This window comes from Robertkochia flava, from assembly GCF_020166515.1.
Lineage (GTDB): Bacteria > Bacteroidota > Bacteroidia > Flavobacteriales > Flavobacteriaceae > Robertkochia > Robertkochia flava.
In genome coordinates, this window is sequence record NZ_JAINZT010000002.1 from 553,697 (window position 1) to 579,367 (window position 25,671).

Consider the following 25,671-nt stretch of genomic DNA (forward strand, 5'->3'; position numbering starts at 1 on the left):
TATGAAAGTACTGTGGAAGATGCTGTTGCAGGTAATGGTGATTCTGGTTTTTTGGGGGTGTATTCCCGGAGACGATTTCGGAGCCCTTGGTGAGTGTGATGCCATGCCGGACAGTTTTGAAAACGTATCGGCCATTTCCCGGGAATTCGGTGCTGAACCTGTATTGGTGGGTACAGAAAAGATCATACGATTGTATGTGAGCTCGGATGATCGCCAGAGCAATGTTTATGGGGCGATCTATTTGCAGGACGCTCCGGAGAACCCCGAAACGGGGGTGGAATTAAGGACCGACCTTAGAAATGCCCACTTGAAATATCCCCAGGGGGCTGAGGTATACCTGAATCTGAAAGGGTTGTTCGTAAGGTCGATTGATGGTGCCCTTCAGGTGGGGTCTAAACAAAATAGCTTTGGGGTTACAACCCTGGCAAGGATCCCCGAGCAGGTCACAGAAAAGCACCTTTTTCGATCCTGTAACCCCCTGGTTAAAATGCATCCAAAAGTGGTGCATCCTGATAGTCTCGATGCCCATTGGCAGTTTCTTTACGTCTTGTTCGAAGGGGTTGAGGTGGCCGCTTCAGATCTGTGTAAGACCTATGCAGATTTTGAGGAAAGTACGGTCAGAAAACTGGATGGCTGCGGGAAATCCGGTGTGGAACTTTTAACCAGTGGGTATTCCGACTTTCACAATTTGTCCCTTCCGGAAGGGATGGGCAGGGCTACAGGAGTGCTGAAATTACGTGGGAGCAAGCCACAACTGCTCATTAATAAGGCTGAAGATCTGGTTTTTGACCATGATCGTTGCAATGGGTACGCTTATAATTGTTCTCCTCCGGATCCCAACAGCAGTATAGCAGAGATAAAGAATATGTATTCAGAAGGAAGTATGACAGGGGAGCTTGAGGGCCGGGTGCTGGGGGCTGTTGTCATTGCGGATGATAGTTCAGCACCTTTTAAAGGGGAACTTTACATACGGGATTCCTCCGGTGCAATTCGTATTCAAACGGGTAAAAAGGAGCTGTACAAGGATGGGTATACCTCAGGTAGCAGGATTGTTGTGGATCTGAGGGGATTGGTTTTAATCAGGGATCACGGAGAGTTCGTCCTTGCATATCCCGGGGATACTTCCTGGCAGCCTGTACCCGGAGATCTTTTGCCCTACTTTATCTATCTGGCAGATGAACCTTTGGAGGAGGTTGAACCACAAGTTCACTCTGTTGTCGAAATTAATGAAGCGCTGGTTGGAGAGCTGATTACCTTAAAAGACGTTCAATTTGCCGGTTCCGGAATCCTTCGGGAAGGATTGCGCTACAGGCTTCTTACGGACTGTTACGGAAATTCCCTTTCGGTTATTCTCCCTGAGAATATTACCCCGGGAGATAATGAACAGGGGAGTGGCAGTGCTACCGGGATTCTCACCTTTAATGATGGGTATCAGCTTAAGCCGATTTCCCCAAACGATTATTTTGAACCGAAGGGTGATCACTGTTTATATTTTTCAGGATCGGAACGAGTTCCGGCAATTGATATGACACAGATGAGCATAAATACCCCCGGTTTAATTATGGATAATACGGTTGTGGAGGGCGTGGTAATAAGTGATGTGGAGTTTGGTAGTTTTCCCAATAATGAAATTCTGATTCAATGTGATACTGGAAGTCTTTCGGTTAAGTTAACCGGTAAGCACCAGATAAGCAGGGGGAGCAGGGTTAGGGTGGCATTAATGGGTGGGCACCTGCTGCATCACGCGGGTATACCGGCGGTGGAAGGCCTTCTTCCTCTCCAGATCGTCCTGTTGGAAAGCGGGGTGCTGCCGGGGCCGATGGAGATCTCTGTTTCGGAGTTAAATAACAATGATTATGCAGGGCAATGGCTTAATCTCTATCCCGTATCCCTGTTAGGAGATATCGGGACTATTTCAGATGGGACCCTGGTTGGAGACTGCTTTGATTCGGTTGCTTTACGTGTTTTGGAAGATTCGGCATTGAACGGTTATATCGCAGAGAGAGGTAGTGGCGCGATTTCGGGTTTTTATTACGACGGATATTTTGTGGTCGGAAGGCCCTCGGATATCGGGTTTAATGAAGACGCGCTGCAGTGTTCCGGATTGGGCGAAGGGCATGGAGTCATCATTTCTGAAATTGCAGATCCATTGAATTCCTCATCCGATTTAAATTCACGGTATATAGAGTTGTACAACAACAGCGAAATGGGTGTCGATCTTTCCGGTTGGGAATTAAGGAGGTATACCAACGGGAATCAGGCCTATACGGAAAGTACAGTGATCACTTTTAACAATATCCGCTTAGAAGGAAATGCAGTTCTTGTTATTGCAGCCAATGCCATGGATTTTGAAGAGGTATATGGCTTCCCACCTGCTATACAGGGAGGTTCTTCCTCTGCAGCCGACAGCAATGGCGATGACAATATGATACTGGTGGGACCTTCCGGGGAGCTGATGGATGTTTTTGGGGTGCCCGGAGAGGACGGTACAGGGACTTCTCACGACTTCCAGGATGGAAGGGCTGTCAGGAAAACAGGGATTATTATGGGAAGCCCGTTGTTTAATGCACAGCAATGGGAGGTATTTAACGGTCATGGAGAGCTGGGAACCCACAAACAGCTGTTAAGTGCCCCCCAGGATTTTGATCCCGGGGTGCATCATTAGAAAACAGGGCAGACATTGTTGTAAGGGCAAACAGGATTGATTATATTCAGATTCATTTCTGAAAAACTTATGGAGAATTTAAAACTTGCCCTGGTACAGGCAGATCTGATATGGGAAAATGTGGATGCCAATCGCAGGCAGTTTCAGCAACGTATTTCGGAGATCGACAGGGATATCGATCTTATTGTACTTCCTGAAATGTTCTCGTCAGGCTTTACCATGCATCCCGAAAGGGTTTACGAAACCATGGAAGGGCCTACCCTGGAATGGATGAAGGATCTTTCAAAACAACATGGAGCTGCTATTTGCGGAAGCCTGGTGATCAGGGAAGGAGAAGTATTCAGAAACCGATTCCTGTTCGTTCACCCGGAAGGAAAAGTGGATTATTATGATAAGCGGCATAGTTTTACCTATGCCGGTGAGGATAAGAAATATAAAAGGGGAGATACCCGTAAACTGATCCTTTATAAGGGCTGGAAAATTTTTCCTCAGGTATGTTATGATCTGAGGTTTCCGGTGTTTTCCAGAAATGATATGGAATACGACCTTCTTATTTACGTGGCCAACTGGCCGGAGATACGGATCGATGCCTGGGATACTTTACTCAAGGCCCGTGCCATAGAAAATATGGCATATTCTGTTGGTGTAAACCGCATTGGGAAAGACGGGAATGATTATGCCTATCCCGGGCATAGCGGGGCTTATGATGAGCTTGGAAAAACCCTGGTACATACCAGCGGGGAGGAGGTGGTCTATGTGAGCCTGAACCGGTCTCAGATGTTAAAAACCAGAGCAAAGCTCCGGTTTCTTGAAGATCGCGACCTGTTTAATCTAAAATAAAAGTCTGTTCGATCTCCCAGTTCGCTCTCAATTCTATGGGGTCAGGATAGTAACTGATCTTCTCCGGTTGGCGCATTTCCAGGTAATCTCCCGTATCCCATTTCCCATTTCCGTTGGTATCATGGATAACCCTGATGTAGTAGGTTCCCGGATCGATATTGACAAAATTATAGCTCAAAGCGGGTTTATCGATAAACAGGGATTGTTTTACATTATCTTTTTGGTCTGTCAGTTCCAGGATCAGCGGGAAGGTTTCGGTATTTTGAAGCCGGACCCGAACAGAACCCAGCTGCCCGAGTTCTTTTGTTGTAAGACTGTATTGCAGGCTGTCGTTCTCGTTTCCGAAGAAATCCGTCACCGCTCCCGGTAAAAGGGTGATATCATACTTGTTCCCGGGTTGAACGTTCCAGAGAAAGAGCAGTTCATTTTCCTTCTCCTTCAGCTTCAGATCGAAATCTACTGCAGACGAATCCCGGTCGAGAATTTGCATGTTTTCTGCCCGGTATGATACTAAAGGGATGTTACCCCTGATCCTGAAGGTGTCAGAAAGCTGCATACTTCTTTGGGGGGCTTCTGTAATTTGAAGACTGTCATTGTACAGGTCCCTGATTCTTACCGTGAATGTGTCTACCACCGATTCCCGGGAAACACGGAATAAAAGGGAGTCTGCTTCAACGGGGGTAAAGTAATAGTTGATCGAGTCGGTTGCTGCATCCCTGATGGTGGCTGCTCTGAAGGTGTCGGGTATATCCGACAGAAGTTCAATCTTCATTCCCTCTTCCTCCCCTTCGTATCCAAAGGCGATCTTGTTCTTGTTCAGCATTACAGGGCGGGCGATCCGGAATTCGGGAACCTCCTTAAAAAGGGTAATATGGTAAGTGGTGTCCGTAGGGATCTCAATGGTGTCTGCGATGAAACCAATTTTGTCTGTCCGTGGGGTAAACAGGTTGTCATTGCCTTCGTCCTTTATGGCTACCAGCCTGTAACTTCCTTTTTTAAGATTGGTAAGGCTGAAGGTAACTGAACTGTCGAGGGTATTGCTAATATAGGTGGGCTGAGATTTGTAGACGATAGAATCGGTAAATGCGGTGTCGATTTCGTAAAGCATAACGCTTATGAAATTATCAGGTTCCTTCTGGGTGGCATCGCTAACGGTACCTCCCAGTTCCAGGGAATCGATATAACTTCCGGTGGAAAACACATAGCGGTAGAAGGGGTAGGGGTTTCCTTCATTGTGATCAACAATACTCTGCCCGAAATTGAACACATAGGTGGAGTTGTCTTTCAGGGTATCCAGCATTTCAATGGTGATCTTTCGGCTTGCTCCGCCCTGCGGACTTACTTCCGGCGGATATTTTAGCGGTGGAGACACCACCAGCTGTTTCTGGAGGTCTTTCAGGGTAACATATTCATTGAAATTCAATGTAATTTCATTCCCCTTAAAATTCACGGAGTAATTATCCGGTTTGGTAGAGATGATCTCTGGAGGCATTTCATCTTTTGGCCCTCCCGTTGGCGTTCCTCTTTTGGCACAATTGATAAGAGAAAACATCAGCCCGAAGAACAAGCTGTAATAAAGAAATTTACTGGATCTCATCGAAGCTGTTTAGTGGTGCAAAATAACGATTATTTTTACTAAAGATAAAATCAAGCTGTTATTGCAATCGTCGCAAAACTGACCTTGATCCCTGACCTTTCCTGAATGGCACGGGCAGCGCTTTCCAGGGTAATTCCCGTAGTGATCACGTCATCTGTTAAAAGCACATGTTTATACCGGCGCAATTCGGGGGTATTGGCTTCAAAAAGGGGTTGAGACTCCATAACCCGTTTAATCCTTCCCCGAAGAGAAAAGGAAGTACTCCTGTCGGTTCTTCGCAACAGGTCATTTCTGTAAGCAACGGTTAAGTGCTCGGCAAGGGCCGAAGCAAACTTTTCCGTTTGATTATATCCCCGCTTTCGTAATTTCTTGGGTTGCAAGGGCATGGGTATAACGAGATCAATATCCTTAAATCGCGATGACAACCGGATTTCTTCTCCTAACCAATGGCCAAGATATTCCCCGGCTTTTTGATGTCCGCGATATTTTAACTGATGGATCAGATTTTGTACGGGCCCTTTCTTATGGAACCAGAGCAGGGAGGTGGCTTCTTCCAGTCTGAAGCGTCCCTGAAAGATGCGTTCTGTGGCATTGTCTCTTCGGTTGGTAAAGTCGGTTAAGGGTAGGTGATGCCGGCATTTTACACAGATAAATTGCTCGGGAGCAGGAAGTAAGGAGCGACAACAAAGACATGCTCCCGGAAAGAACAGGTTTTGGAGATCATTTAGTATCTTTACTGCGCCTTGCAATAGGAAAACATATAAGTTATTCTCAAAGCTAATTATTTTTAATGAGCTCCCAAAAGAAGCAAATCGGTCAAAAAATAGTCCTGGGAGTCCTGCTACTCTGCATTATAGCCCTAACAGGATTTTCATATTTCAATTATATTCAAACCGAAGAGAAGGTGTCTTTCCTCGAGAATGCCAAGGGCATGATCATGGATGACCTGGAAGAAATAGAATCTGATCTTGATGGTCTGGCACAGGAGAATGAGGCTTATGCGCAGGAGATCGAATCCAGCAGAAGGCGAATCGCGCTTTTAATGGACTCCATAAAAAGAATGGAAGTAGATTACCAGATCCTGGGCAGGTACCGCAAGGAGTTGGCTTCGATTCGACTGGAAAACAGGGCGCTGCATAAAACCCTGGATTCGGTGCGGCTGCAAAACCTTCTTCTGGCCCAGGAAATAGACAGTGCAAAACTCCGGTATACTGAATTGGAGCGATATTCTGAAGCTTTAAAGATCGCTAATGAAGACCTCACCCAATTCACAGATTCTCTTATAAACGAAAATATCCAGTTAACAGCTAAGGTGAAGGGGAGTGCAGCCCTGAGTGTGAGCTCTCTGAAAGGATCAGCCTATAAGGTGCGATCTAACGGAAAGGCGGTAAAAACCTCCCGGCTGGGCAGTGCCGAGCGCCTAAGGGCTTGCTTTAACCTTGCTCCCAATACCCTTTTACAGCCCGGAGAGAAGGTTTTTTACCTGCAGTTTGTAGATCCCTCCAATGAGATCCTGGGTCAGGGAACGGCAGATAATGTGAATAACAAAAAACTCCCATACAGTAAAAAACTGGTGATTGACTACGAGAATCGTCCCATGAATATTTGTGATTATATCGTGGTTGAGAATCTCCAGCGCGAAGGCAATTACAGGGTGAACGTGTTTTATGGTGAAAATCTACTGGCTTCCTCGGTTTTTACCCTGAAATAGGCATAAATTTTTCCAAATAACATATTTTTGCGCCATGGCAAAACAAGAAGATCAATTTAAAAAAGTGATCTCCCATGCGAAGGAATACGGCTATATTTTTCCTTCCAGTGAGATCTATGATGGCTTAAGTGCCGTTTACGACTACGGCCAGAACGGAGTCGAACTCAAAAGAAACATCCGGGAATATTGGTGGAAGGCCATGGTACAGCTGCATGAAAATATCGTCGGACTTGATTCGTCGATCTTTATGCATCCCACTACCTGGAAGGCTTCAGGACACGTAGACGCCTTTAACGATCCGTTAATTGACAATAAAGATTCTAAAAAACGCTACCGGGCAGATGTGTTGGTAGAAGATCATACTGCCAAGATCGAGGCTAAGATCGAAAAGGAAGTGAAAAAGGCCGCCAAGCGTTTTGGGGATGACTTTGATCAGGAGCAATTCCTTGCTACTAATCCAAGGGTCCTGAAGTATCAGGAAGAAATTCAAGCCATATTAAAACGCCTGGGGAGATCCCTGGAGAAGGAAGATCTCGCTGATGTTAAGGCACTTATCGAGGAGTTGGGCATTGCAGACCCGGAAACGGGAAGCAAGAACTGGACGGATGTAAAGCAGTTTAACCTGATGTTCGGAACGAAATTAGGAGCCAGCGCCGATACTGCAATGGACCTGTATCTGCGCCCGGAAACCGCCCAGGGTATCTTTGTGAATTTCCTTAATGTGCAGAAAACGGGAAGAATGAAGATCCCGTTTGGAATCGCACAGACCGGAAAGGCCTTTAGGAATGAGATCGTTGCCCGACAGTTTATTTTCCGTATGCGCGAATTTGAGCAAATGGAGATGCAGTTCTTTATCAAACCAGGTACTCAAAAGGAATGGTATGAGTACTGGAAGGAAGCCAGGCTAAAATGGCACCTTTCCCTTGGTTTGGGAGAAGAGAACTACCGTTATCACGACCATGAGAAGCTGGCACACTATGCAGATGCCGCTGCAGATATAGAATTCAGATTTCCCTTTGGATTTAAGGAACTCGAAGGAATTCATTCCAGAACAGATTTCGACCTGGCCAAACACGAAGAGTTTAGCGGTAAAAAACTTCAGTTTTTTGATCCTGAAGAAAATAAGAGCTACACCCCTTACGTCCTGGAGACCTCTATTGGTTTAGACCGGATGTTCCTTGCGGTGTTCTCCAGTGCCCTGCAGGAGGAAGAACTGGAAAACGGTTCAACCAGGACCGTACTTCGTATTCCTGCAGTATTAGCACCTACCAAGGTGGCAATTCTCCCTCTGATTAAAAAAGATGGCCTTCCCGAGGTGGCCCGCAGGATATTTGACGATCTTAAGTGGGATATGCAGGTAGACTATGATGAGAAGGATGCGGTAGGAAGACGCTACAGAAGGCAGGATGCTGCAGGTACCCCATTCTGTGTAACGGTGGATCATGAAACCCTGGAGAATGATACAGTAACCTTGAGATATCGCGATAGTATGGAGCAAAAGCGGGTGGCAATATCCGATTTGCATGCCATGATATCAAAAGAAACCAATATGAGCCATTGGCTGAAACGCATAAGCTGATTGCGCTTAGTTAAAGTTCAACCCCCTTGCCAAAGCATGGGGGTTTTTTTATAGCGTCATGCGAAGGTGTACGTTCAGGTAGAAATTCACCGGTAAACCGGGATAATAATAACGGGGTGCCGCACCCGAGAAGCCCGAAGCATTGATCAGTATGGAAGACGCGTATTTCTTGTTCAATACATTGTTGATGCCTCCGTTAAGTTCTAATACAAGGTCTTCAATCAGGGGTTGCGTGTATCCCGCTCTTAAATTAAATATGCCATAAGGATCACTATAGAGCGTATTGGCATCTGTAACCGGAATGCTTCCAATAAACTGCCCGGTGAGATTAGTGTAGAATTTTGATGACCACTGTGCCTGTATTCCGGGAACCAGGATGTATTCGGGAACTCCGGTAAGTTTATTTCCGGCAAAATCGTTGCCATCATCGGCAAAAGTTTCAAAACGATGCCAGTTGTGAGTTCCGTTAAGTGTTAAATTGAGCCGAATCCCGGCGAGGTCAGGTAATTGCTTTTCGATGGAATATTCCAGGCCGAAATGATGGGTAACTCCTGCATTACGCCCTATAAGCTGGTCTTCTGCTGTGCGTTCGGCCACCAGAAGATTTCTGATTCGCATAAAATATACAGAGGTTTGTACCCGGAAACCTGATTTGTCATATAAAATGCCTGTTTCGTAATTCCATCCCTTTTCCGGAGCTATTTCCGGATTGAGTAATCCTTCCGGATTCAGCGTTTCCTCCAGGCTCGGATAAGCGTATCCATGAGCCGTATTCAGAAAGATATTGAGTTGTGGGGCCGCCTGGTAGGTAAGGGTGATATTGGGGGACCACACCGGGTTAAAATCGCGCTCAATTTCAATTTCTTCCATGCTGCCCGGGAGGTTGGTAAAACGAAATCGGGTGTTGTTATAATTAATGCCGGCCTGTACCCTCAGATCGCCATATTCAACTTTTATCTCAGTGAAAACATTGGTGAAACTGCGTTTTTCCCGGTTATCGGTTAAGAGAATACCCTGCAGGCTTCCCATCCCGTTGTTCTCTTCGTACAGATTCTCGTAGGTCCTCCAGCTGTATCGGTCGCGAAGGTGTTCAAGACCGGAATTCACCAGGATATGTTCGTTAATCGCATATTGTAATAAACTCCTGAAGCCTGCTCCAAAAGTGTTCTCATCCAGGATATTAAACGGTCGGGGTTCGTAGTGGTCGTTGTAGGTGGTGAAAATACTTGTGGTATTGAGGAGCTTCCCGGATATCCGGGTCTCCGCGGTAATTCCCGCCAGGGTAGCGTTATCATCTTCATAACCCTGTGCTGCCGCCCAATTATCGGCTGCTTTTTCCGGATTATTCAGGTAATCTGAACGATTGAGGGAGCTGGGAATTTGAGCACTGTAGTTGATATGGTTAAAAAGAAATTTGAGGTTGAAATCGTTCCCAAACGATTTTTTCATATTCAATAAGTAGCCGTTTCTGTTGTAGGCATTGTTTTCCCGGTATCCGTCTTGCTGAAGGTGGTCGTAACCTAAGAACACGCTCAGGTCATTTTCATGTATTCCTACCTGGGTACTTTGTTTGTATTGGTTGTAAGAGCCCAGGGTCTGACTGGTGCTGATATACCCCTGGCCTTGAGAAGGAAGTAGTGGGTTTAACAGTAGCGTGCCTCCCAGGTTTGCCCCGTATACGGTGGCCTTGGGACCTTTAACCACCTGAATGGATCCTAAGGCTTCCGGGTCAAAAATTCCGAAAGATGTTTCTCCTACACCATTGGTAACGGGGATCTGGTTGATATAGGCCTTTACCTTATTGGTGCCGAAAGGAGTCCTTGAGCCAACACCTCTGATGGTTAGCCGGTTGGTGTTCAGGCTCCCTGAGAATATGTACAGTCCGGGGGTTTCATTTAACGGAGAAATAAGGTCAGCCGGGTTATACCGTTTTAGGGTGGCAGGGGTAACCTCGCTTTCCGGGATGAGCTGCCGGGGTCTTTCCAGGCGTTCTGATTCTAAGATCACAGCCTTGAGCGTATCTGCTGTTTGCTGTGAATACCCATGGGTCAGGAAAAGATTCAGGAAAAGGAACAGGGCATACTTTTTCATGGGATGAAAATAAGGATAAAATATGCAATCTGATAACAATTTAGCGGGAGTGAGGGGCTTTAAAAAAAGACATATATAATCCTTATTTTAGCTCCAAAACCAAAGCTGACATGAAAATCATATCCTATAATGTAAACGGAATCCGGGCAGCGATCCGTAAAGGGTTTTTCGATTGGTTAAAGGCCGCAGATCCCGATGTGGTCTGTATCCAGGAGACCAAAGCTCATAAGGAGCAACTTGACCTTCATCTTTTTGAAGAAGCCGGTTATGCACATCATTATTGGTTTAGTGCCAAAAAGAAAGGCTATAGCGGTACAGCGATTCTTTCCAAACAAAAGCCTGATCATGTGGAGTACGGTACCGGAATAGACTATATGGACGATGAGGGACGTAATATAAGGGCCGATTTCGGGGATGTTTCGGTGATGAGTATGTACCTGCCTTCAGGAACAAATATGGACAGGCTGGACCTGAAACTGCAATATATGGACGATTTTCAGCGTTATGCTGATGAATTGAGGAAGGAACATCCGAAGCTTATTGTCTGTGGCGATTATAATATCTGTCATCGCGCTATTGATATTCACGATCCGGTTCGAAATGCGAAAGTATCCGGGTTCTTGCCGGTGGAAAGAGCATGGATCGATAATTTTATCAATAGCGGTTTTACAGATAGCTTCCGGGCATTACACCCTGAAATGCCGGACGAATACTCCTGGTGGACCTACAGGGCTAATGCCAGGGCTAATAATAAGGGCTGGCGTATCGATTACAATATGGTGGCAGAACCTCTAAAAGATCAAATAAGGCGGGCAGTAATGCTAAAGGAGGCAAAACACAGTGATCATTGTCCTGTATTGCTGGAATTGGAATGATCCTTGCTTCGAATTTATGAACTAATACCTAATCTGAAAGTATGAAAACCTATTTAGCTTTGTTGGGAGCCGGGCTGATGCTCACCTCCTGTGTTTCATCTAAGGTGTACAAAGACCTGGAATCCCGTTATGATGAATTGAAGTCAGAAAGCGCGCAGCTGGCCGATGAGAATTACCAATTGCAGAAGGATAATAATAAGCTGGCCAATGAAAAGATCGGCCTGAACAAAACCCTCGATGAATTGAAGGCGGAGCGCGACCGATTGCAGCAGGAATACGCTGCTGCAAAAAAGAGCCTCTCCGGATTGAGAGCTTCATATGACGCCCTGGAACAGCAAAGCAGTGCAGCTATTTCCGAAAATGCAAAGCGCAACAGGGACTTGCTGGCAGATCTGGAAGCCCAGGAACGGGTGCTGGATCAGAAGCGAATGGAACTGGAGGCACTCAGGCAAAAGATGGAATCGCAGGCAGGAAGAGTAGCCGAACTGGAAGGGGTGCTGGCGTCTAAAGATCAGGCCATGAGAACGCTTAAGGAGGCTATTTCTAAAGCATTGCTTGATTTTGAAGGAAAAGGCCTTACTGTGGAGCATAAAAATGGGAAGGTATATATCTCCATGGAGAATAAATTGCTCTTTAACAGTGGTAGCTGGGCAGTGAATGCGGATGGAAGAAGAGCTGTGAATCAGCTGGGCGGTGTTTTGGCGTCGAATCCGGACATAGCGGTGCTTATTGAAGGGCATACAGACGATGTTCCCTATGGTGGTAACGGTGCGCTTGAAGATAACTGGGATCTTTCGGTGAAACGGGCCACTACTATTGTTAAGCTATTGCTGGAGAATAGGGAAATAGAGCCATCCAACCTTACTGCGGCAGGGAAAAGCAGGTTCGTGCCAGTGGCAGATAATACGTCCGCCGAAGGAAAGGCCAGAAACCGGCGTATCGAAGTGGTATTAACTCCAAAACTGGATGAAGTGAGTAAATTGCTCAGTCAGATCTAAACCTGAAATAGAATTGTTAATTTTGAAGTCCCCTGGCTGATCAAGCCAGGGGACTTTTACTTTTATAAAATTGCGCTATGAAATATACATTTTTACCACACACCGATATTCGGGTAAGTAAGATCTGCCTTGGAACCATGACCTGGGGGCAGCAGAATAACGAAGAAGAAGGGCATGCCCAGATGGATTATGCTGTAGAAAAGGGGATTAATTTTTTTGACACTGCCGAATTGTACCCGGTACCGGCCCGAAAGGAAACCCAGGGAGAGACAGAAAGAATTATTGGTTCCTGGTTCAGGAAAACAGGCAAGCGGCAGGAGATTATTCTGGCATCCAAGATCGCGGGCCCTGCTGAAATGACCCGTCACATTCGGGAAGATGGCTTTTCAAGAGCAGCTTTGCAGGATGCAATTGATAAGAGTCTGCAGCGTCTTCAAACCGACTATATCGACCTGTATCAATTGCATTGGCCGGAGAGAAATACGAATTATTTTGGGAGTCGGGGCTATAAGCACGATGAGACCGAACGTTGGGAAGATAATTTTAAATCCATTTTGGAAAGTCTCGATACTTTTATCAAGGCGGGGAAGATCAGGCATGTTGGGGTTTCTAATGAAAATCCCTTCGGAACAATGCGATTTCTGGAAGAATCCCGTAAATCGGGATTGCCTCGTATGTTGACCATACAGAACCCTTATAACCTGTTGAACAGGTTGTTCGAAGCCGGGAATGCTGAGGTTTCCATGAGGGAAGGAGTAGGATTGCTGGCCTATTCACCCTTGGGATTTGGTACCCTTAGCGGTAAATACCTGGGAGGGAAGATGCCTGAAGGTTCACGGATTAAGCTCTTTCCTAATTACAACCGTTACAGCAAGCCACAGGGAGTCAAGGCTACGGAGCGATACGCTGATCTGGCAGCTCGCCATGGTTTAAGTCTGACTCACCTGGCACTCGCTTTCGTGAATCAGCAACCCTTTGTGACCTCTAACATTATCGGGGCAACATCTCTGGAACAGCTAAAGGAAAATATAGACAGTATTGATGTGAGCTTATCCCCCGAAGTAATAGAGGCTATTGAAGTTATTCATAACGAGATCCCAAACCCTGCACCATAAACCGTGGGCGGTATGGTTAGCCGAATAGGAATTGGGCCACATCTTCTATTCGGTTGACCTTTCTGATCTGTATTTGGTGATTTTTCAGGGTGATCTTGTTGTGACCGGAAACCAGAATAGTTGAAAAGCCTAACTTTTCTGCCTCCAGGATCCTTTGATCCACGCGTTGCACAGGTCTGATCTCTCCTGCGAGTCCAACCTCTGCAGCAAAGCAAATATCCTTACCCACCGCGATATCTTCATTGGAAGAGAGTACCGCGGCGATCACGGCGAGGTCGATCGAGGGGTCATCCACATTGATACCTCCGGTGATATTGAGAAAAACATCCTTTGCTCCTAAACGAAAACCGGCTCTCTTTTCGAGCACTGCAAGAAGCATGTTCAGCCGTTTTGAATTAAAACCGGTGCAGCTGCGCTGAGGTGTTCCGTAAACCGCGGTGCTCACCAGTGCCTGTATCTCTATCATTAACGGCCTCATCCCTTCCAGGGTGGCAGAAATGGCAGTCCCGCTTAGTTCCTCGGCATTTTTGCTGATCAGGATCTCAGATGGGTTGGTCACCTCTCTAAGGCCATCCCCCAGCATTTCGTAGATCCCGAGGTCAGCCGTAGATCCGAAACGGTTTTTAAGGGCACGGAGAATACGGTAAACGTGATTGCGATCACCTTCGAACTGCAATACGGTGTCTACCATATGTTCAAGGATTTTTGGACCGGCAATATGCCCGTCTTTGGTAATATGTCCGATAAGCAGCACGGGGGTGTTGGTTTCTTTTGCGAATTTTATCAGTTCCGAGGTGCATTCCCTGATCTGTGAAATGCTGCCCGCAGACGATTCAATATGGTCCGTTTGCAGGGTCTGAATGGAATCGATGATTACGATCTCCGGTTCAACTTTTGAGATGTGTTTAAAAATGTTCTGGGTTTTTGTTTCCGTAAGGACATAGCAGTTATTATTACCGGGATCAATACGTTCTGCCCGCATCTTAATCTGTTTCTGGCTTTCTTCTCCTGAAACATAAAGCGATTTTATAGGGAGCCTGAGGGTGATCTGGAGTAAAAGGGTGCTTTTCCCTATACCGGGCTCTCCGCCTAGAAGGGTGACAGATCCGGGTACAATACCCCCGCCCAAAACACGATCCAGTTCGCCATTTCCCGATGGAATCCTCATTTCACTGGCACCGTCTATTTCGTGTATTCTTAGCGGTTTGTTGCTTCGCGAAGGACTATGACTCTCCTGGTTCCAGGTTCTTTTTTCCTCTTTTTGAACCAATTCTTCCACAATGGTATTCCATTCCTTGCAGGAGGTACACTGTCCCTGCCACTTTGCGAATTGGGTTCCGCAGTTCTGACAAAAAAATGTGGTTTTTACTTTAGCCATGATGTGATACTGGGTTTGTCCGGGTACAAAAATACCCCGCAGGAACGGGGTGATAAACTTTAATTCGTGATTTTGGTTTTTTTACCAGCCAAAATCTTCCTTGATCTTGTCGATCCGTTCCAAGGCGAGATCCTTTGTGAGAAAATCGATTTCAGGCATGCTGAATGCTTTTTCATAGGTCCTCATCGCTTTTTTGGGTTCTCCGGAAAGTTCCAGGTACTCGGCTTCAATGAAAAATCCGAGCATGGTATCCGGGAAATCCTTTTTAGCGAGATCACTCAGGGATTTTAAAGATTCCAGGTTTTCCTTTTTCTTGCTAACAGCGTATACAGCCATGAAATCGTTGAGAATGGTTTGCTTGCGAAAACCGTAGAGCTCTTCTATGGTGTTGTATTTGTTCTCCAGATACTCATAGGGTTCTCCGACGTAAGTCATGAGTTTGGTCCTGTATTCCACGACGCTTATCGGGTTGTAAAGTTCGAAGATCTTATCAATAGCCTCCGGGATGGCATAGGAAGCCACGGCGTGATGATCTGCATGATCGTATGAGCGATAATGAAACTCAATATTTTCATTGTTGATGTTTTTCAGGGCGGCATTTAACCTGATTGAAGCTTCCCGGTTCTCCCTGGTGTCGTTCTCTGCCGTAGCGAGGAAGTAGTACAGGTGGCTCGTGGCGGCAGAAAGCCGTTCCGGGATGTACTGTTCCATCTGCACCGGCAGGGTGGGTGAGATGCTGATGTAGGCGTCAAACAAAGGATTTTCCTTGAACAGGTAATAATTCAGGTAATTCGCGGTAAGGCCGTATCCCAGTATTCCTTTAAATGGAGCGATCTCATACTCCTTTTCAATTTTTGGAATGAGCTCCATGCCCAGGAATTCAAAAAAATCAGCACCGGATTTTTCCGGTAGTCCGGAGGTGGGATTGTACATGATATCCTGGTTGCGGCTGTTTTTTTGATTTATTCCGAGAACAATGCAGGAAGGCATTTCATCTCGGTACCTGTAGAATTTTACAGTAGAAACGGTTAAATCAAAGAGGTAGTCTCCATCAAGCACTACAAGAAGCGGATATTTTTTTTCAGGGTCGTAGTCTTCAGGGATGTAAAGACGATAACCTCTCTTTTCACCTAACTTATATGAGTCAATAGACCCTAACGAGGTTTGGCCTGACATGGGTGTTACATAAAGTAAGCTGATGAGAAACAGGTAGATAATGTTTTTCATGGTTGATCGATTTGGAAGAGGAAGATAAGAAATTATTTGCTTTTATTGTAAAAAGGCAGGTACAGGAATGACAGGGCTCCAAAAAGGATTACCATCAGGGTCTGTGAGGTCCACATGATCCATCCGAATGCATCTGCCGATACTTTGGATATCCCGTAAAACACCAGGATCTTGCTTACGGCAAGTGGGTATAACCCAATGCCTCCGTTGGTGGTGCTCATGGCGAAGGCTCCTGCAACAAATGCCACGAGGATAACGGGTAAGGAAAGATCTGTGGTTTCAGGGATGCTGTATTTGATTAACCAGAACATCGCTACGTAGAGGAACCAGATCCCAAGAGTGTAAAGCAGGAAGGCGGTCTTGTATTTCATGCGGAAAATACTGGTAAGCCCCTCTGTTAAGCCCCTTATAAGTCCTTTGATACGTTGCAGGAATCCGATTCGGGTGCGGTTAAGGAACCTCAGGAAAACAATGCCTGCCAGGCCGGCTGCAATAAGAACCAGTATGGTGTTAATGGGTTTAATGCCTTTCGCTTCAAAATAATCGACGATAACCTCTGTCTGAAATAATGCGGCAATAACCACTACAACAAGTAGCATGATAAGATCTATAATGCGTTCTGCCACAATGGTTCCAAAGCCTTTCTCAAAAGGTATTTTCTCGTAGCTGCTTATGGTGGTGGCTCTGAAGATCTCTCCGGATCGGGGGATGCCGAGATTGGCAAGATAGGCTATAAGTATGGCCATAACATTGTTGCCAAACCGGGGTTTGTACCCCATGGGTTCCAGCAAAAGATTCCAGCGCCAGGCTCTCATCAGGTGGCTTATTAAGCCGGCAAGAAGTGACAGGCCTACCCAAAGGTAGTTGGCTTCCCTGATATTGCTTAGGATCAGTTGCCGCTCCTCTGCTGTAGTTTGCTGGTAAGAATACCAAACAAGAAAAACTCCCACAACGAGCGGGAGTATGATCTTGAGTTTATTTTTTAACCTTTTTTTCAATCTTAGGTTAAGGAGTTGTCTTTCTCGTTAGGGAATACCAGAGAAGGTTTAAATTGCTTTGCTTCCTCAAAATCCAATAGGGCATAGGAGATAATGATGATCACGTCCCCGCGCTGCACTTTTCTGGCTGCCGGTCCGTTCAGAGTGATTTCTCCGCTGTTCTTCTCTCCTTTAATAGCATAAGTCTCAAGGCGCTCACCATTGTTAATGTTAACGATCTGCACCTTTTCTCCTTCAATGATATTAGAAGCCTCCATTAAAGCTTCGTCAATGGTAATACTTCCAATGTAATTTAAGTCGGCACCGGTTACTGTAACGCGGTGAATCTTAGACTTTACAACTTCAATCTGCATGGCACAAAGGTATTAATTTAGAGCAATATTGTCGATCAGCCGGATAGAATTTGCGAATACCGCAATAAACAGCCGGTAACGATCTTTTTTATTAAATGATTTAACGGGTTCTAATGTAGACTCATTAGCAATTTCCACGTATTCCAATGTTAAGGAATGGTGGTTATCGAATTGATTTTCAGTCCATTTCGTGATTTCTTCTGGCGATTTCGTCTGGAAGAGGGTTTTTGCTTTGGAAATGGTTTGATATATAAATGCTGCCTCCTTTCTCATTTCCGGACTTAGTCGTTCATTTCTTGAACTCATTGCAAGTCCGTTCGATTCTCTCAGGATAGGGCACCCTATGACCTGTGTAGGAATGCCTTCTTTTTCTACGAGTTTTTTTATGATCTGCAGTTGTTGGAAATCCTTTTCCCCGAAGTAGGCATTGTCTGCCTCCACCAATTGCAGCAACGACTTAACAATGGTTCCGACTCCGTCAAAATGGCCAGCCCTGAATTTGCCTTCCATCTGATGTTCCAGTCCGTCGAAGTCAAAACTCTCCGCCTGAATATTTTCCGAATACATTTCCTGGACGCTGGGGGTGAAAACTGCGATGTTTCTGCCTGTTCCTTCCAGCAGCTCCAGGTCGCGCTCAAGGGTGGAGGGGTAATTCTCCAGATCCTCCTTTCGGTCAAACTGGGTGGGATTCACAAAGATCGATACCACTGTCAGGTCATTTTCGCTGGCCGAATTTATGACTAATGACAGGTGTCCTTCGTGAAGGGCTCCCATGGTTGGGACCAATCCGATCCGGTTGCCCTCTTCCCTTTTGTTAAGAAGGTGTCTTTTTAGGTCTGCTTTATGTTTGAAAACAAGCATTTGAGAAAAAATTAACAGCGTGCAAAACTATGCATTTTAAATAAATTAGGCATATTTTTTGTAATTTTGCATGCCTAAGACCTAATGTGTAAAAGAAACAACGTGATTATATGACAGACAAAAGAGTATTATTTGTCGCTTCTGAAATGATACCATACCTTCCGGAGAATGAAGTTTCATCCCTGGCTTATGAAAGTCCCCGGATGGTGAATGACAGAGGCGGGCAGATACGAATCTTTATGCCTCGTTTCGGGAATATCAATGAACGCAGACACCAATTGCATGAAGTGATACGCTTGTCGGGTATGAACCTGGTGGTGAACGATATGGATATGCCCCTTATTATAAAAGTAGCTTCCATTCCAAAAGAAAGAATTCAGGTGTACTTCATTGACAATGAAGAGTATTTCAAGAGGAAAGCGACATTTACTGATGAAGACGGGAATCTCTTTCCGGATAATGATGAGCGGGCCATATTCTTTGCTAAAGGAGTGGTGGAAACCGTTAAAAAACTGAATTGGAATCCTGATATTATTCACGTTCACGGGTGGATGGCGTCTCTGTTGCCGCTATATCTAAGGCAGTATTATGCCGACGAGCCTCTGTTTGCAGAAAGCAAGATTGTCACTTCTGTGTACGGTAAGGGCTTTGAAGGAACTCTGGATCCAGAAATGATAAACAAGGTGAAATTTGATGGTATTGACGAAGCTTCTGTTAGTGCCTTGGAAAACCCTACCTATACCAATCTTATCAAAGTTGCTGTAGAGAATTCTGATGCAGCTATAATTGCCTCTGAAAGCCTGGATGATGACCTTCAGGAATATCTGTCTTCGCTTTCCAAACCAGTCTTGCCGCATAAATCCATTTATGAGTTTGAAGAAGCTTATAATGAGTTTTATGAGAATGAAGTGCTAAGTTAACCTACCGAGGAAATATGATTTTTAAGAAGAGTTATGTGTTGAAGACACTGCTCATATTGAGTGGTGTTATTTTTTTTACTTCCTGTGAAAAGGATTTTAATACCCTGGGAGTAGACCTGGTTGAGGATGCTAATTTTGATGTGAAAAAGCAGGTTTATGAGGTGAATGCCTCTAATGTGAACCTGGCTTCTGTTCGCACAGATTTTATGCCGAACGATCCCAATACCCTGAATCTTGTTCCTACCTATCAATTATCGGACTATACCGATGCGGTATTTGGGAAGTCAAAGGCTTCTTTTATTACCCAGTTGTCATTAGAGCTTACGCCTCCCACCTTCGGGAATCTCTCTGCCGCGGATGAGGCTAATGCAGGAGCCGGTGATGACCCGGCTGTGATCAATGAGAATGAAAGGGTGACAAAAGTATATCTCGATATTCCATTTTTTAGCACGGTGAGTGATACCCTGGATGATGATAATTTACCCAGACCTTATGATGTGGACTCAGTTTTTGGAGATGTGCAAACTCCTTTTACAGTAACTGTACAGGAGTATACTAAATACCTTCGTGACCGGGATCCCCAGTCAAATTTCCAGCGTATCCAGGAGTATTTCTCGGATGAGGATGCGCAGCCTTTCCTTTCTACTGTTTTGTTTTCGGGAGATTACCGTTTGAACTTTGAGGAATTGATATTTTTCGACAATGAGGATGATCCGGATACCGAGGAGGATGAATCCCAGAATGTATCTTCGAGATTTTCTCCCCGTATTCGATTGGAATTAGACTCTCAGTTTTTCCAGGAGCGTATTCTGGATAAAGAAGGTGATGATGTCTTGAGTAATCAGGAGTTGTTCCGGGATTACCTTCGGGGGATATACATTGGTATCGATCACCCTTCAGACAATCTGAAGATGTTGCTTAGAACCAACGATGGAAATATTACTATAAAATACGATTATGATACCTATAATGCGGAAACCGAGGCTGTTGAAGTAGCCCGTGATAGTTTCTCCCTTAATTTCCAGACCAAGAATTTTAATATTTACGAGGAAGAGCCCTATCCTATGGAGGTCATGGATGCCGTTACTGCAGGGGTGGGTGCAGACCGCCTTTACCTAAAAGGTGAGTCTGGAACCATTGCCAAGGTGGACCTTAGTGCCGGCCAGGATATGGAAGCTTTTCTTAATGAGGCCCGTGCAAATGAATGGTTGATCAATGAAGCTAATCTGATTTTTTACGCAGACGATCAACTAACTGGTAATCAGAACCTTCCTGACAGATTATTTTTGTATGACTTCGAGAATAGTGAAGTTTTGGTCGATTATAGAACGGATGCTGTTGGTCCAGTAACTACCTTTCCAAACTCAAGTTATTTGTATTATGGAGGACTGCTTGATGATGAAGATGGAACTCCCAAGTACAAGTTTCGTGTTACGGAACATATTAAGAATATTATAAGTAATGATTCTACCAATGTGAACCTTGGATTGTCTGTTACTTCCAATATTTTTAACTCATTCGTAGTATCCGCCTTTGACCAGGATGGTAGTAAGGTCTCTGTGCCCCAGGGAGCAGCTGCCTACCCTTATAGTGTGGTGCTTTATGGAGCAAATGTTTCAGCCGAAGATCAGGCAAAACGAGTTAAACTTGAGTTGATCTACACGGAGCCAAAAAAGTAAGTAGACTAATTAAAAGGATTTAAGAAGGAAGTTATGTGTGGAATTGTTGGGTATATAGGAGCCAGGGAGGCCTTCCCTGTGATCTTAAAAGGATTGGAGCGTCTCGAATACCGCGGTTATGACAGTGCCGGGATTGCCTTGTACAACAAAGGAATCATTGAGTTGTGTAAAACCAAAGGGAAGGTTGCAGACCTTCGGGCAAAAGCAGATAAAGAAGGTGTTGTAAACGGAAGTATTGGTATTGGTCATACCCGATGGGCAACTCACGGGGAACCCAATGATCAGAATGCGCATCCGCATTATTCGAACAGCGGAGACCTCGCAATTATCCATAATGGTATTATTGAAAATTACGCTTCTATTAAGGAAGCCTTGATAAACAGAGGCTATGAGTTTCATTCTGATACAGATACTGAAGTACTGGTTAACCTCATAGAGGATGTCAAAACAAATGAAAATGTTAAACTGGGGAAGGCTGTTCAAATAGCCCTGAACCAGGTGGTTGGAGCCTATGCCATTGCCGTTTTTGACAGGACCAAACCGGATGAAATCGTTGTGGCGAAGTTAGGTAGTCCTCTGGCTATAGGTGTTGGGGAAGATGAGTTCTTTATTGCCAGTGATGCTTCTCCTTTTATAGAATATACCAACAACGCGATCTATCTTGAGGATGAACAGATGGCTATTGTTAAGCGAGGCCGTGATGTTCGCGTTAGACAGGTGCGTAGTGATAAACCCGTAAACCCTTATGTTCAGGAATTAAAAATGAACCTGGAGCAGATTGAAAAGGGAGGGTATGATCACTTCATGCTCAAAGAAATCTATGAACAGCCCGAGGCCATTAAGGATACTTACCGCGGTCGTCTGAGGATCAATGACGGTATTGTAAAAATGGCCGGAGTAGAAGATAACCTTGGGAAATTTCTTAATGCCAAGCGAATCATTATCGTAGCGTGCGGAACTTCTTGGCATGCAGGTTTGGTAGCCGAATACATTTTTGAAGAACTGATGAGGATCCCTGTCGAGGTGGAATATGCCTCTGAGTTCAGATACAGGAATCCTGTAATAACACAGGATGATGTTGTTATAGCAATTTCTCAATCCGGAGAGACCGCAGATACCCTGGCCGCAATAAAACTTTCCAAAGAAAAGGGAGCTTTTGTATTTGGGGTGTGTAATGTAGTAGGGTCTTCTATTTCAAGGGAGACACATGCGGGGGCGTATACTCATGCCGGTCCCGAGATCGGAGTGGCTTCTACCAAGGCTTTCACTACACAGATCACAGTGCTCACGCTTATTGCTCTTAAGCTTGCCAAAAGTACAGGGAAGATCACGCATTCTGAATTCCATAACTACCTGGCGGAATTGGAAACCATCCCCGTTAAAGTTCAGGAGACGCTAAAGACCGATGCTCATGTAGCCACTATTGCCGACATTTATAAGGATGCAACCAACTGTCTTTATCTGGGTAGGGGGTATAACTTCCCGGTGGCGCTTGAAGGCGCTCTTAAACTAAAGGAGATCTCCTATATTCACGCCGAGGGGTATCCCGCTGCAGAGATGAAGCACGGACCTATTGCTCTTATTGATGAACAGATGCCTGTTGTGGTGATCGCTACAAAAAAAGGACATTATGAAAAGGTGGTTAGTAATGTGCAGGAGATCAAATCCAGAAAGGGTAAGATCATCGCTGTGGTTACTCAGGGCGATAAGGATGTGAGTAAATTGGCAGACCACGTTATTGAGGTTCCTGAAACTCATGAGCTCCTCACTCCATTGTTAACTACTATTCCTCTGCAATTACTCTCATACCATATAGCGGTTATGAGAGGATGCAATGTAGATCAACCACGAAATCTCGCGAAATCTGTTACAGTGGAGTAGCGAATTAGTGCTCAATATATTATAGAATTGATAGTCCCCGAGTGTAAGAAAAATGCTCGGGGATTTATTTTTTTCTGTATATTACCCGACAAAATCTAAATTTTAATGATGAGAACATTACTTATTGTATGTGCTTTTCTGATCGGGGCTACACTCTCGGCTCAGACGGTACTAACCGGAACGGTGATCGACCCTGACGGTCAACCAATACCCGGAGCCAATGTCAAGGTGGTTGGGGCTGCTGTTGGAGCAGTAACTGACTTTAATGGGGAATTTAACTTAACTACTCAGGAATCTCTTCCTCTATCACTTGCAGTTAGTAGTATTGGCTTTAAAACGCAAACGATTGAGGTGACTTCAGATGCTTCCCCCTTACAGATCAGAATGGAGGAAGAAACCACTCAGTTGGGCGAGATCGTACTTTCGGCCTCGAGAACACCGGAGCGTATTTTTGAATCACCTGTAACAGTAGAGCGATTCGGGATCAAAGAAATCAAAAACACACCTTCAGTAGATTTCTATGACGGTCTTGAAAATCTTAAAGGTGTGGATATAAACACCAACAGTTTAACATTTAAATCGATCAATACCCGTGGTTTTGCCACCTTTGCAAATACGCGCTTTGTTCAATTGGTAGATGGAATGGATAATTCTGCTCCTGCACTTAACTTTCCTTTAGGGAACCTGTTAGGTATTACCGAAGTGGATGTACAAAGTGTGGAGCTTCTTCCGGGGGCGTCTTCTGCTCTTTACGGGGCGAATGCCTTTAACGGGATCCTTTTCATGAGAAGTAAGAGTCCTTTTGATTATGAAGGGGTTAGTGGTTATGTAAAGACCGGGCTTACCTCTCAGGAGGCAGCCGGGGATAACGAGTTCTGGGACCTTGGAATTCGTTTGGCCAAGAAGTTCTCTGACAAGTTTGCTGCCAAGGCTAATTTCTCTTACCTGAAGGGAACAGACTGGTGGGCTGTAGATGAGACCAACCTTAATAATCCCGCAAGTACACGTCAGAATGATGTGAATTACAACGGGCTTAATGTATACGGAGACGAGGTAAGTACCAATATTCGCGGTGTCGGACAGGCGCTGGCTGATATGGGCATACTGCCTAACCCGGGTCTGGTTAACCTGTTGCCAAATGAGAATGTTAGCCGTACAGGATACCTGGAGAGTGACCTTACCAACTACAATGCAGAGAGCGTTAAATTCGATGCGGCCTTGCACTACAGGCCTTTTGCAGACGATTTTGAGATCATCTACCAGGCGAAGATGGGTAAAGGTACTACTATTTATCAGGGGTCTAACCGCTATACCATAAAGGATTTCTTCCTGCAGCAACACAAGCTCGAGTTCAAAAACGATAATTTCTTCGTAAGAGGATATATGACAGATGAGGATGCCGGGGATTCTTACGATATGCGCTTTGCCGGAATCAACATCAACAGAGCATGGAAGGGCGATAACCAATGGTTCGGAGAATATGCAGGAGCCTATATCCAGGCGGCCCTTAGTGGAGCTAATAATGAGCAGGCTCATTCCATCGCCAGAGGGGTTGCAGATACCGGAAGGCTAATTCCCGGAACTCCTGAATTTCAAAATACTTTTGACAGGATCACCGATGATCCTGATCTGACCACGGGGGCAAAATTCCAGGATGCTTCACAGCTTAGACACGTTGATTTCAATTATAATTTTGCACACCTGACACATGACTTTGCCGACATCCAGGTTGGGGGGTCTTTCCGGGAGTATAAATTGAATTCTTTTGGTACGATCTATACCGATTTCGACGGACCTATCAAGTACAACGAAGTTGGTTTCTATACTCAGATCCAGAAACAGTTGTTCGATGAGCGTTTAAAGCTTACAGGTTCGGTTCGTTACGATAAGTCTGAATTATTCGACGGGCAGATGACTCCGAGATTCTCTATGGGGTATACCGCAGGAGAAAAGAGAAATCATAACATAAGGGCGTCATTCCAGACGGCTTTCCGTAACCCGACCACCCAGGATCTTTTTATCGGACTTGACGCCGGTGCAGCTATTCTTGTAGGATCTGCAGAATCGAACCTGGACAGGGATGTACGTACGTATACATTATCTGGTCAGGGTGCTGCTATAGCAGGAAGTCCATCGGTTGATGTAGTAGGAAGACAGGCTTATGAAAACGCTTTCTCATTAAGTTCGGTTAATGCCGGGGCACCTCAGTCAGCTAATGTTGGGCTTGTTGGACCTGAAAAGGCCAAGGTGACTGAACTTGGATATCGCGGTGTTCTAGGTCCTGTGACCATAGACATGAGTGGATATTATTCATGGTATGATGATTTTATCGCGAATGAGACTGTTCTTGTTCCTTTTTACGGAGATGTGAACGACATCGAGGGAGGAGTGCCCGGAGCAGGGTATCTTCAGGCGGCTGCAGCTCTGCAGAATGGAGACTTCAAGCCATACCAGACCTATACGAATGCAACGAGCGAGGTAAGGTCTTATGGGGCGGCCATCGCGACCACGACCACTATCTTTAATAATTTTGATTTAGGGGTTAATTATACATTTGCTGATTTTGAACTGGACGATCCTGATTTCAGACCAAACTTTAACACGCCAAAGCATAAATTCAAAGCCAGTTTTGGGAATACATCGCTATTTGAAAACTTTGGATTTAATGTAAGCTACAGATGGAGTGATTCCTATTTCTGGCAAGCCAGTTTCGGAGATGGCCAAATTCCTTCTTATTCCGTATTTGATGCTCAGATCAACCTTAGAGTTCCTGCGCTCAAGTCAACCTTTAAGGCGGGAGCTGCCAACCTGGGGGGAGATGAGTACTTTACCGCAATCGGTACAGGTAGAATCGGATCACAGTACTATATCTCCTGGACAATTAACAACCTATAATCACTAAA

The 25,671-nt window shown here is 45.2% G+C and carries 19 protein-coding genes; 11 read left to right on the forward strand and 8 right to left on the reverse strand.

The window, feature by feature from the left end; translation table 11 throughout:
- Position 1: 1 nt before the first annotated feature.
- Together K7R11_RS02865 and K7R11_RS02870 are read left to right on the forward strand one after the other, a co-directional pair.
- Positions 2-2,665 carry a DUF5689 domain-containing protein gene (locus K7R11_RS02865; RefSeq protein ID WP_224488505.1) on the forward strand — a complete coding sequence of 888 codons (2,664 nt, stop codon included), beginning with the start codon at positions 2-4 and terminating at the stop codon, positions 2,663-2,665.
- Between the two features lie 69 nt (positions 2,666-2,734).
- Entirely contained in the window at positions 2,735-3,505 is a 771-nt protein-coding gene (locus tag K7R11_RS02870; protein ID WP_224488506.1) for a nitrilase family protein, read from the forward strand.
- Here K7R11_RS02870 and K7R11_RS02875 read toward each other — a convergent pair.
- Positions 3,492-5,102: an Ig-like domain-containing protein gene (locus tag K7R11_RS02875; protein ID WP_224488507.1), complete on the reverse strand. Its 1,611-nt coding sequence runs from the start codon at positions 5,100-5,102 to the stop codon at positions 3,492-3,494. The genes K7R11_RS02870 and K7R11_RS02875 overlap by 14 nt on opposite strands.
- A gap of 50 nt (positions 5,103-5,152) precedes the next feature.
- Positions 5,153-5,851: a ComF family protein gene (locus tag K7R11_RS02880; protein ID WP_224488508.1), complete on the reverse strand. Its 699-nt coding sequence runs from the start codon at positions 5,849-5,851 to the stop codon at positions 5,153-5,155.
- A 41-nt stretch (positions 5,852-5,892) separates the two neighbouring features.
- Here K7R11_RS02880 and K7R11_RS02885 point away from each other — a divergent pair, with 41 nt between their 5' ends.
- Positions 5,893-6,813 (forward strand): coiled-coil domain-containing protein, encoded by a 921-nt coding sequence (locus tag K7R11_RS02885; protein WP_224488509.1) that lies wholly within the window; start codon positions 5,893-5,895, stop codon positions 6,811-6,813.
- Positions 6,814-6,847: 34 nt separating this feature from the next.
- The gene (locus K7R11_RS02890) at positions 6,848-8,392 is read left to right on the forward strand and encodes a glycine--tRNA ligase (RefSeq protein WP_224488510.1); all 1,545 of its coding nucleotides are present in this window, start codon (positions 6,848-6,850) and stop codon (positions 8,390-8,392) included.
- A 48-nt stretch (positions 8,393-8,440) separates the two neighbouring features.
- Here K7R11_RS02890 and K7R11_RS02895 read toward each other — a convergent pair whose 3' ends face one another.
- Entirely contained in the window at positions 8,441-10,483 is a 2,043-nt protein-coding gene (locus K7R11_RS02895; protein WP_224488511.1) for a TonB-dependent receptor, read from the reverse strand.
- A 110-nt stretch (positions 10,484-10,593) separates the two neighbouring features.
- On the opposite strand from K7R11_RS02895, the gene K7R11_RS02900 reads away from it, so the two are divergent.
- The 3 genes from K7R11_RS02900 (at position 10,594) to K7R11_RS02910 (ending at position 13,471) form a co-directional block, all read left to right on the forward strand.
- Positions 10,594-11,358: an exodeoxyribonuclease III gene (locus K7R11_RS02900; protein ID WP_224488513.1), complete on the forward strand. Its 765-nt coding sequence runs from the start codon at positions 10,594-10,596 to the stop codon at positions 11,356-11,358.
- 41 nt (positions 11,359-11,399) lie between these two features.
- Complete coding sequence (locus tag K7R11_RS02905) at positions 11,400-12,356, forward strand: OmpA/MotB family protein (RefSeq protein ID WP_224488514.1); 957 nt, start codon at positions 11,400-11,402, stop codon at positions 12,354-12,356.
- A 77-nt stretch (positions 12,357-12,433) separates the two neighbouring features.
- Positions 12,434-13,471 (forward strand): NADP(H)-dependent aldo-keto reductase, encoded by a 1,038-nt coding sequence (locus K7R11_RS02910; RefSeq protein ID WP_224488515.1) that lies wholly within the window; start codon positions 12,434-12,436, stop codon positions 13,469-13,471.
- Positions 13,472-13,487: 16 nt separating this feature from the next.
- Here K7R11_RS02910 and radA read toward each other — a convergent pair whose 3' ends face one another.
- The 5 genes from radA to panC all read right to left on the reverse strand — a co-directional run bounded on the left by radA (position 13,488) and on the right by panC (position 18,288).
- The gene (gene radA / locus K7R11_RS02915) at positions 13,488-14,849 is read right to left on the reverse strand and encodes a DNA repair protein RadA (RefSeq protein WP_224488516.1); all 1,362 of its coding nucleotides are present in this window, start codon (positions 14,847-14,849) and stop codon (positions 13,488-13,490) included.
- Between the two features lie 81 nt (positions 14,850-14,930).
- Positions 14,931-16,076, reverse strand: a complete 1,146-nt coding sequence (locus tag K7R11_RS02920; protein ID WP_224488517.1) for an alpha/beta hydrolase — start codon at positions 16,074-16,076, stop codon at positions 14,931-14,933.
- Between the two features lie 32 nt (positions 16,077-16,108).
- Positions 16,109-17,074, reverse strand: coding sequence for a lysylphosphatidylglycerol synthase transmembrane domain-containing protein (locus tag K7R11_RS02925; RefSeq protein ID WP_224488518.1), 966 nt, complete (start codon positions 17,072-17,074; stop codon positions 16,109-16,111).
- Positions 17,075-17,076: 2 nt separating this feature from the next.
- On the reverse strand, positions 17,077-17,427 hold the full coding sequence (gene panD / locus K7R11_RS02930; protein ID WP_224488519.1) for an aspartate 1-decarboxylase: 351 nt from the start codon (positions 17,425-17,427) through the stop codon (positions 17,077-17,079).
- A gap of 12 nt (positions 17,428-17,439) precedes the next feature.
- The gene (gene panC, locus K7R11_RS02935; protein WP_224488520.1) at positions 17,440-18,288 is read right to left on the reverse strand and encodes a pantoate--beta-alanine ligase; all 849 of its coding nucleotides are present in this window, start codon (positions 18,286-18,288) and stop codon (positions 17,440-17,442) included.
- 110 nt (positions 18,289-18,398) lie between these two features.
- Here panC and K7R11_RS02940 point away from each other — a divergent pair, with 110 nt between their 5' ends.
- The 4 genes from K7R11_RS02940 (at position 18,399) to K7R11_RS02955 (ending at position 25,663) form a co-directional block, all read left to right on the forward strand.
- Positions 18,399-19,208, forward strand: coding sequence for a glycogen/starch synthase (locus tag K7R11_RS02940; RefSeq protein ID WP_224488522.1), 810 nt, complete (start codon positions 18,399-18,401; stop codon positions 19,206-19,208).
- 14 nt (positions 19,209-19,222) lie between these two features.
- Complete coding sequence (locus K7R11_RS02945; RefSeq protein WP_224488524.1) at positions 19,223-20,887, forward strand: DUF4270 domain-containing protein; 1,665 nt, start codon at positions 19,223-19,225, stop codon at positions 20,885-20,887.
- 33 nt (positions 20,888-20,920) lie between these two features.
- Positions 20,921-22,768, forward strand: a complete 1,848-nt coding sequence (gene glmS, locus K7R11_RS02950; RefSeq protein ID WP_224488525.1) for a glutamine--fructose-6-phosphate transaminase (isomerizing) — start codon at positions 20,921-20,923, stop codon at positions 22,766-22,768.
- A 108-nt stretch (positions 22,769-22,876) separates the two neighbouring features.
- Positions 22,877-25,663, forward strand: a complete 2,787-nt coding sequence (locus K7R11_RS02955; protein WP_224489138.1) for a TonB-dependent receptor — start codon at positions 22,877-22,879, stop codon at positions 25,661-25,663.
- Positions 25,664-25,671 lie beyond the last annotated feature (8 nt).

What these genes read in the sequence shown, in the direction of transcription:
- K7R11_RS02865 (WP_224488505.1), top strand. Translation starts at nt 2, where the DNA reads ATGAAAGTACTGTGGAAGATGCTGTTGCAGGTAATGGTGATTCTGGTT.
- K7R11_RS02895 (WP_224488511.1), bottom strand. Translation starts at nt 10,483, where the DNA reads ATGAAAAAGTATGCCCTGTTCCTTTTCCTGAATCTTTTCCTGACCCAT.
- K7R11_RS02910 (WP_224488515.1), top strand. Translation starts at nt 12,434, where the DNA reads ATGAAATATACATTTTTACCACACACCGATATTCGGGTAAGTAAGATC.
- K7R11_RS02940 (WP_224488522.1), top strand. Translation starts at nt 18,399, where the DNA reads ATGACAGACAAAAGAGTATTATTTGTCGCTTCTGAAATGATACCATAC.
- glmS (WP_224488525.1), top strand. Translation starts at nt 20,921, where the DNA reads ATGTGTGGAATTGTTGGGTATATAGGAGCCAGGGAGGCCTTCCCTGTG.
- K7R11_RS02955 (WP_224489138.1), top strand. Translation starts at nt 22,877, where the DNA reads ATGAGAACATTACTTATTGTATGTGCTTTTCTGATCGGGGCTACACTC.
- K7R11_RS02875 (WP_224488507.1), bottom strand. Translation starts at nt 5,102, where the DNA reads ATGAGATCCAGTAAATTTCTTTATTACAGCTTGTTCTTCGGGCTGATG.
- panC (WP_224488520.1), bottom strand. Translation starts at nt 18,288, where the DNA reads ATGCTTGTTTTCAAACATAAAGCAGACCTAAAAAGACACCTTCTTAAC.
- K7R11_RS02945 (WP_224488524.1), top strand. Translation starts at nt 19,223, where the DNA reads ATGATTTTTAAGAAGAGTTATGTGTTGAAGACACTGCTCATATTGAGT.
- K7R11_RS02900 (WP_224488513.1), top strand. Translation starts at nt 10,594, where the DNA reads ATGAAAATCATATCCTATAATGTAAACGGAATCCGGGCAGCGATCCGT.
- K7R11_RS02905 (WP_224488514.1), top strand. Translation starts at nt 11,400, where the DNA reads ATGAAAACCTATTTAGCTTTGTTGGGAGCCGGGCTGATGCTCACCTCC.
- panD (WP_224488519.1), bottom strand. Translation starts at nt 17,427, where the DNA reads ATGCAGATTGAAGTTGTAAAGTCTAAGATTCACCGCGTTACAGTAACC.
- K7R11_RS02870 (WP_224488506.1), top strand. Translation starts at nt 2,735, where the DNA reads ATGGAGAATTTAAAACTTGCCCTGGTACAGGCAGATCTGATATGGGAA.
- K7R11_RS02885 (WP_224488509.1), top strand. Translation starts at nt 5,893, where the DNA reads ATGAGCTCCCAAAAGAAGCAAATCGGTCAAAAAATAGTCCTGGGAGTC.
- K7R11_RS02890 (WP_224488510.1), top strand. Translation starts at nt 6,848, where the DNA reads ATGGCAAAACAAGAAGATCAATTTAAAAAAGTGATCTCCCATGCGAAG.
- radA (WP_224488516.1), bottom strand. Translation starts at nt 14,849, where the DNA reads ATGGCTAAAGTAAAAACCACATTTTTTTGTCAGAACTGCGGAACCCAA.
- K7R11_RS02920 (WP_224488517.1), bottom strand. Translation starts at nt 16,076, where the DNA reads ATGAAAAACATTATCTACCTGTTTCTCATCAGCTTACTTTATGTAACA.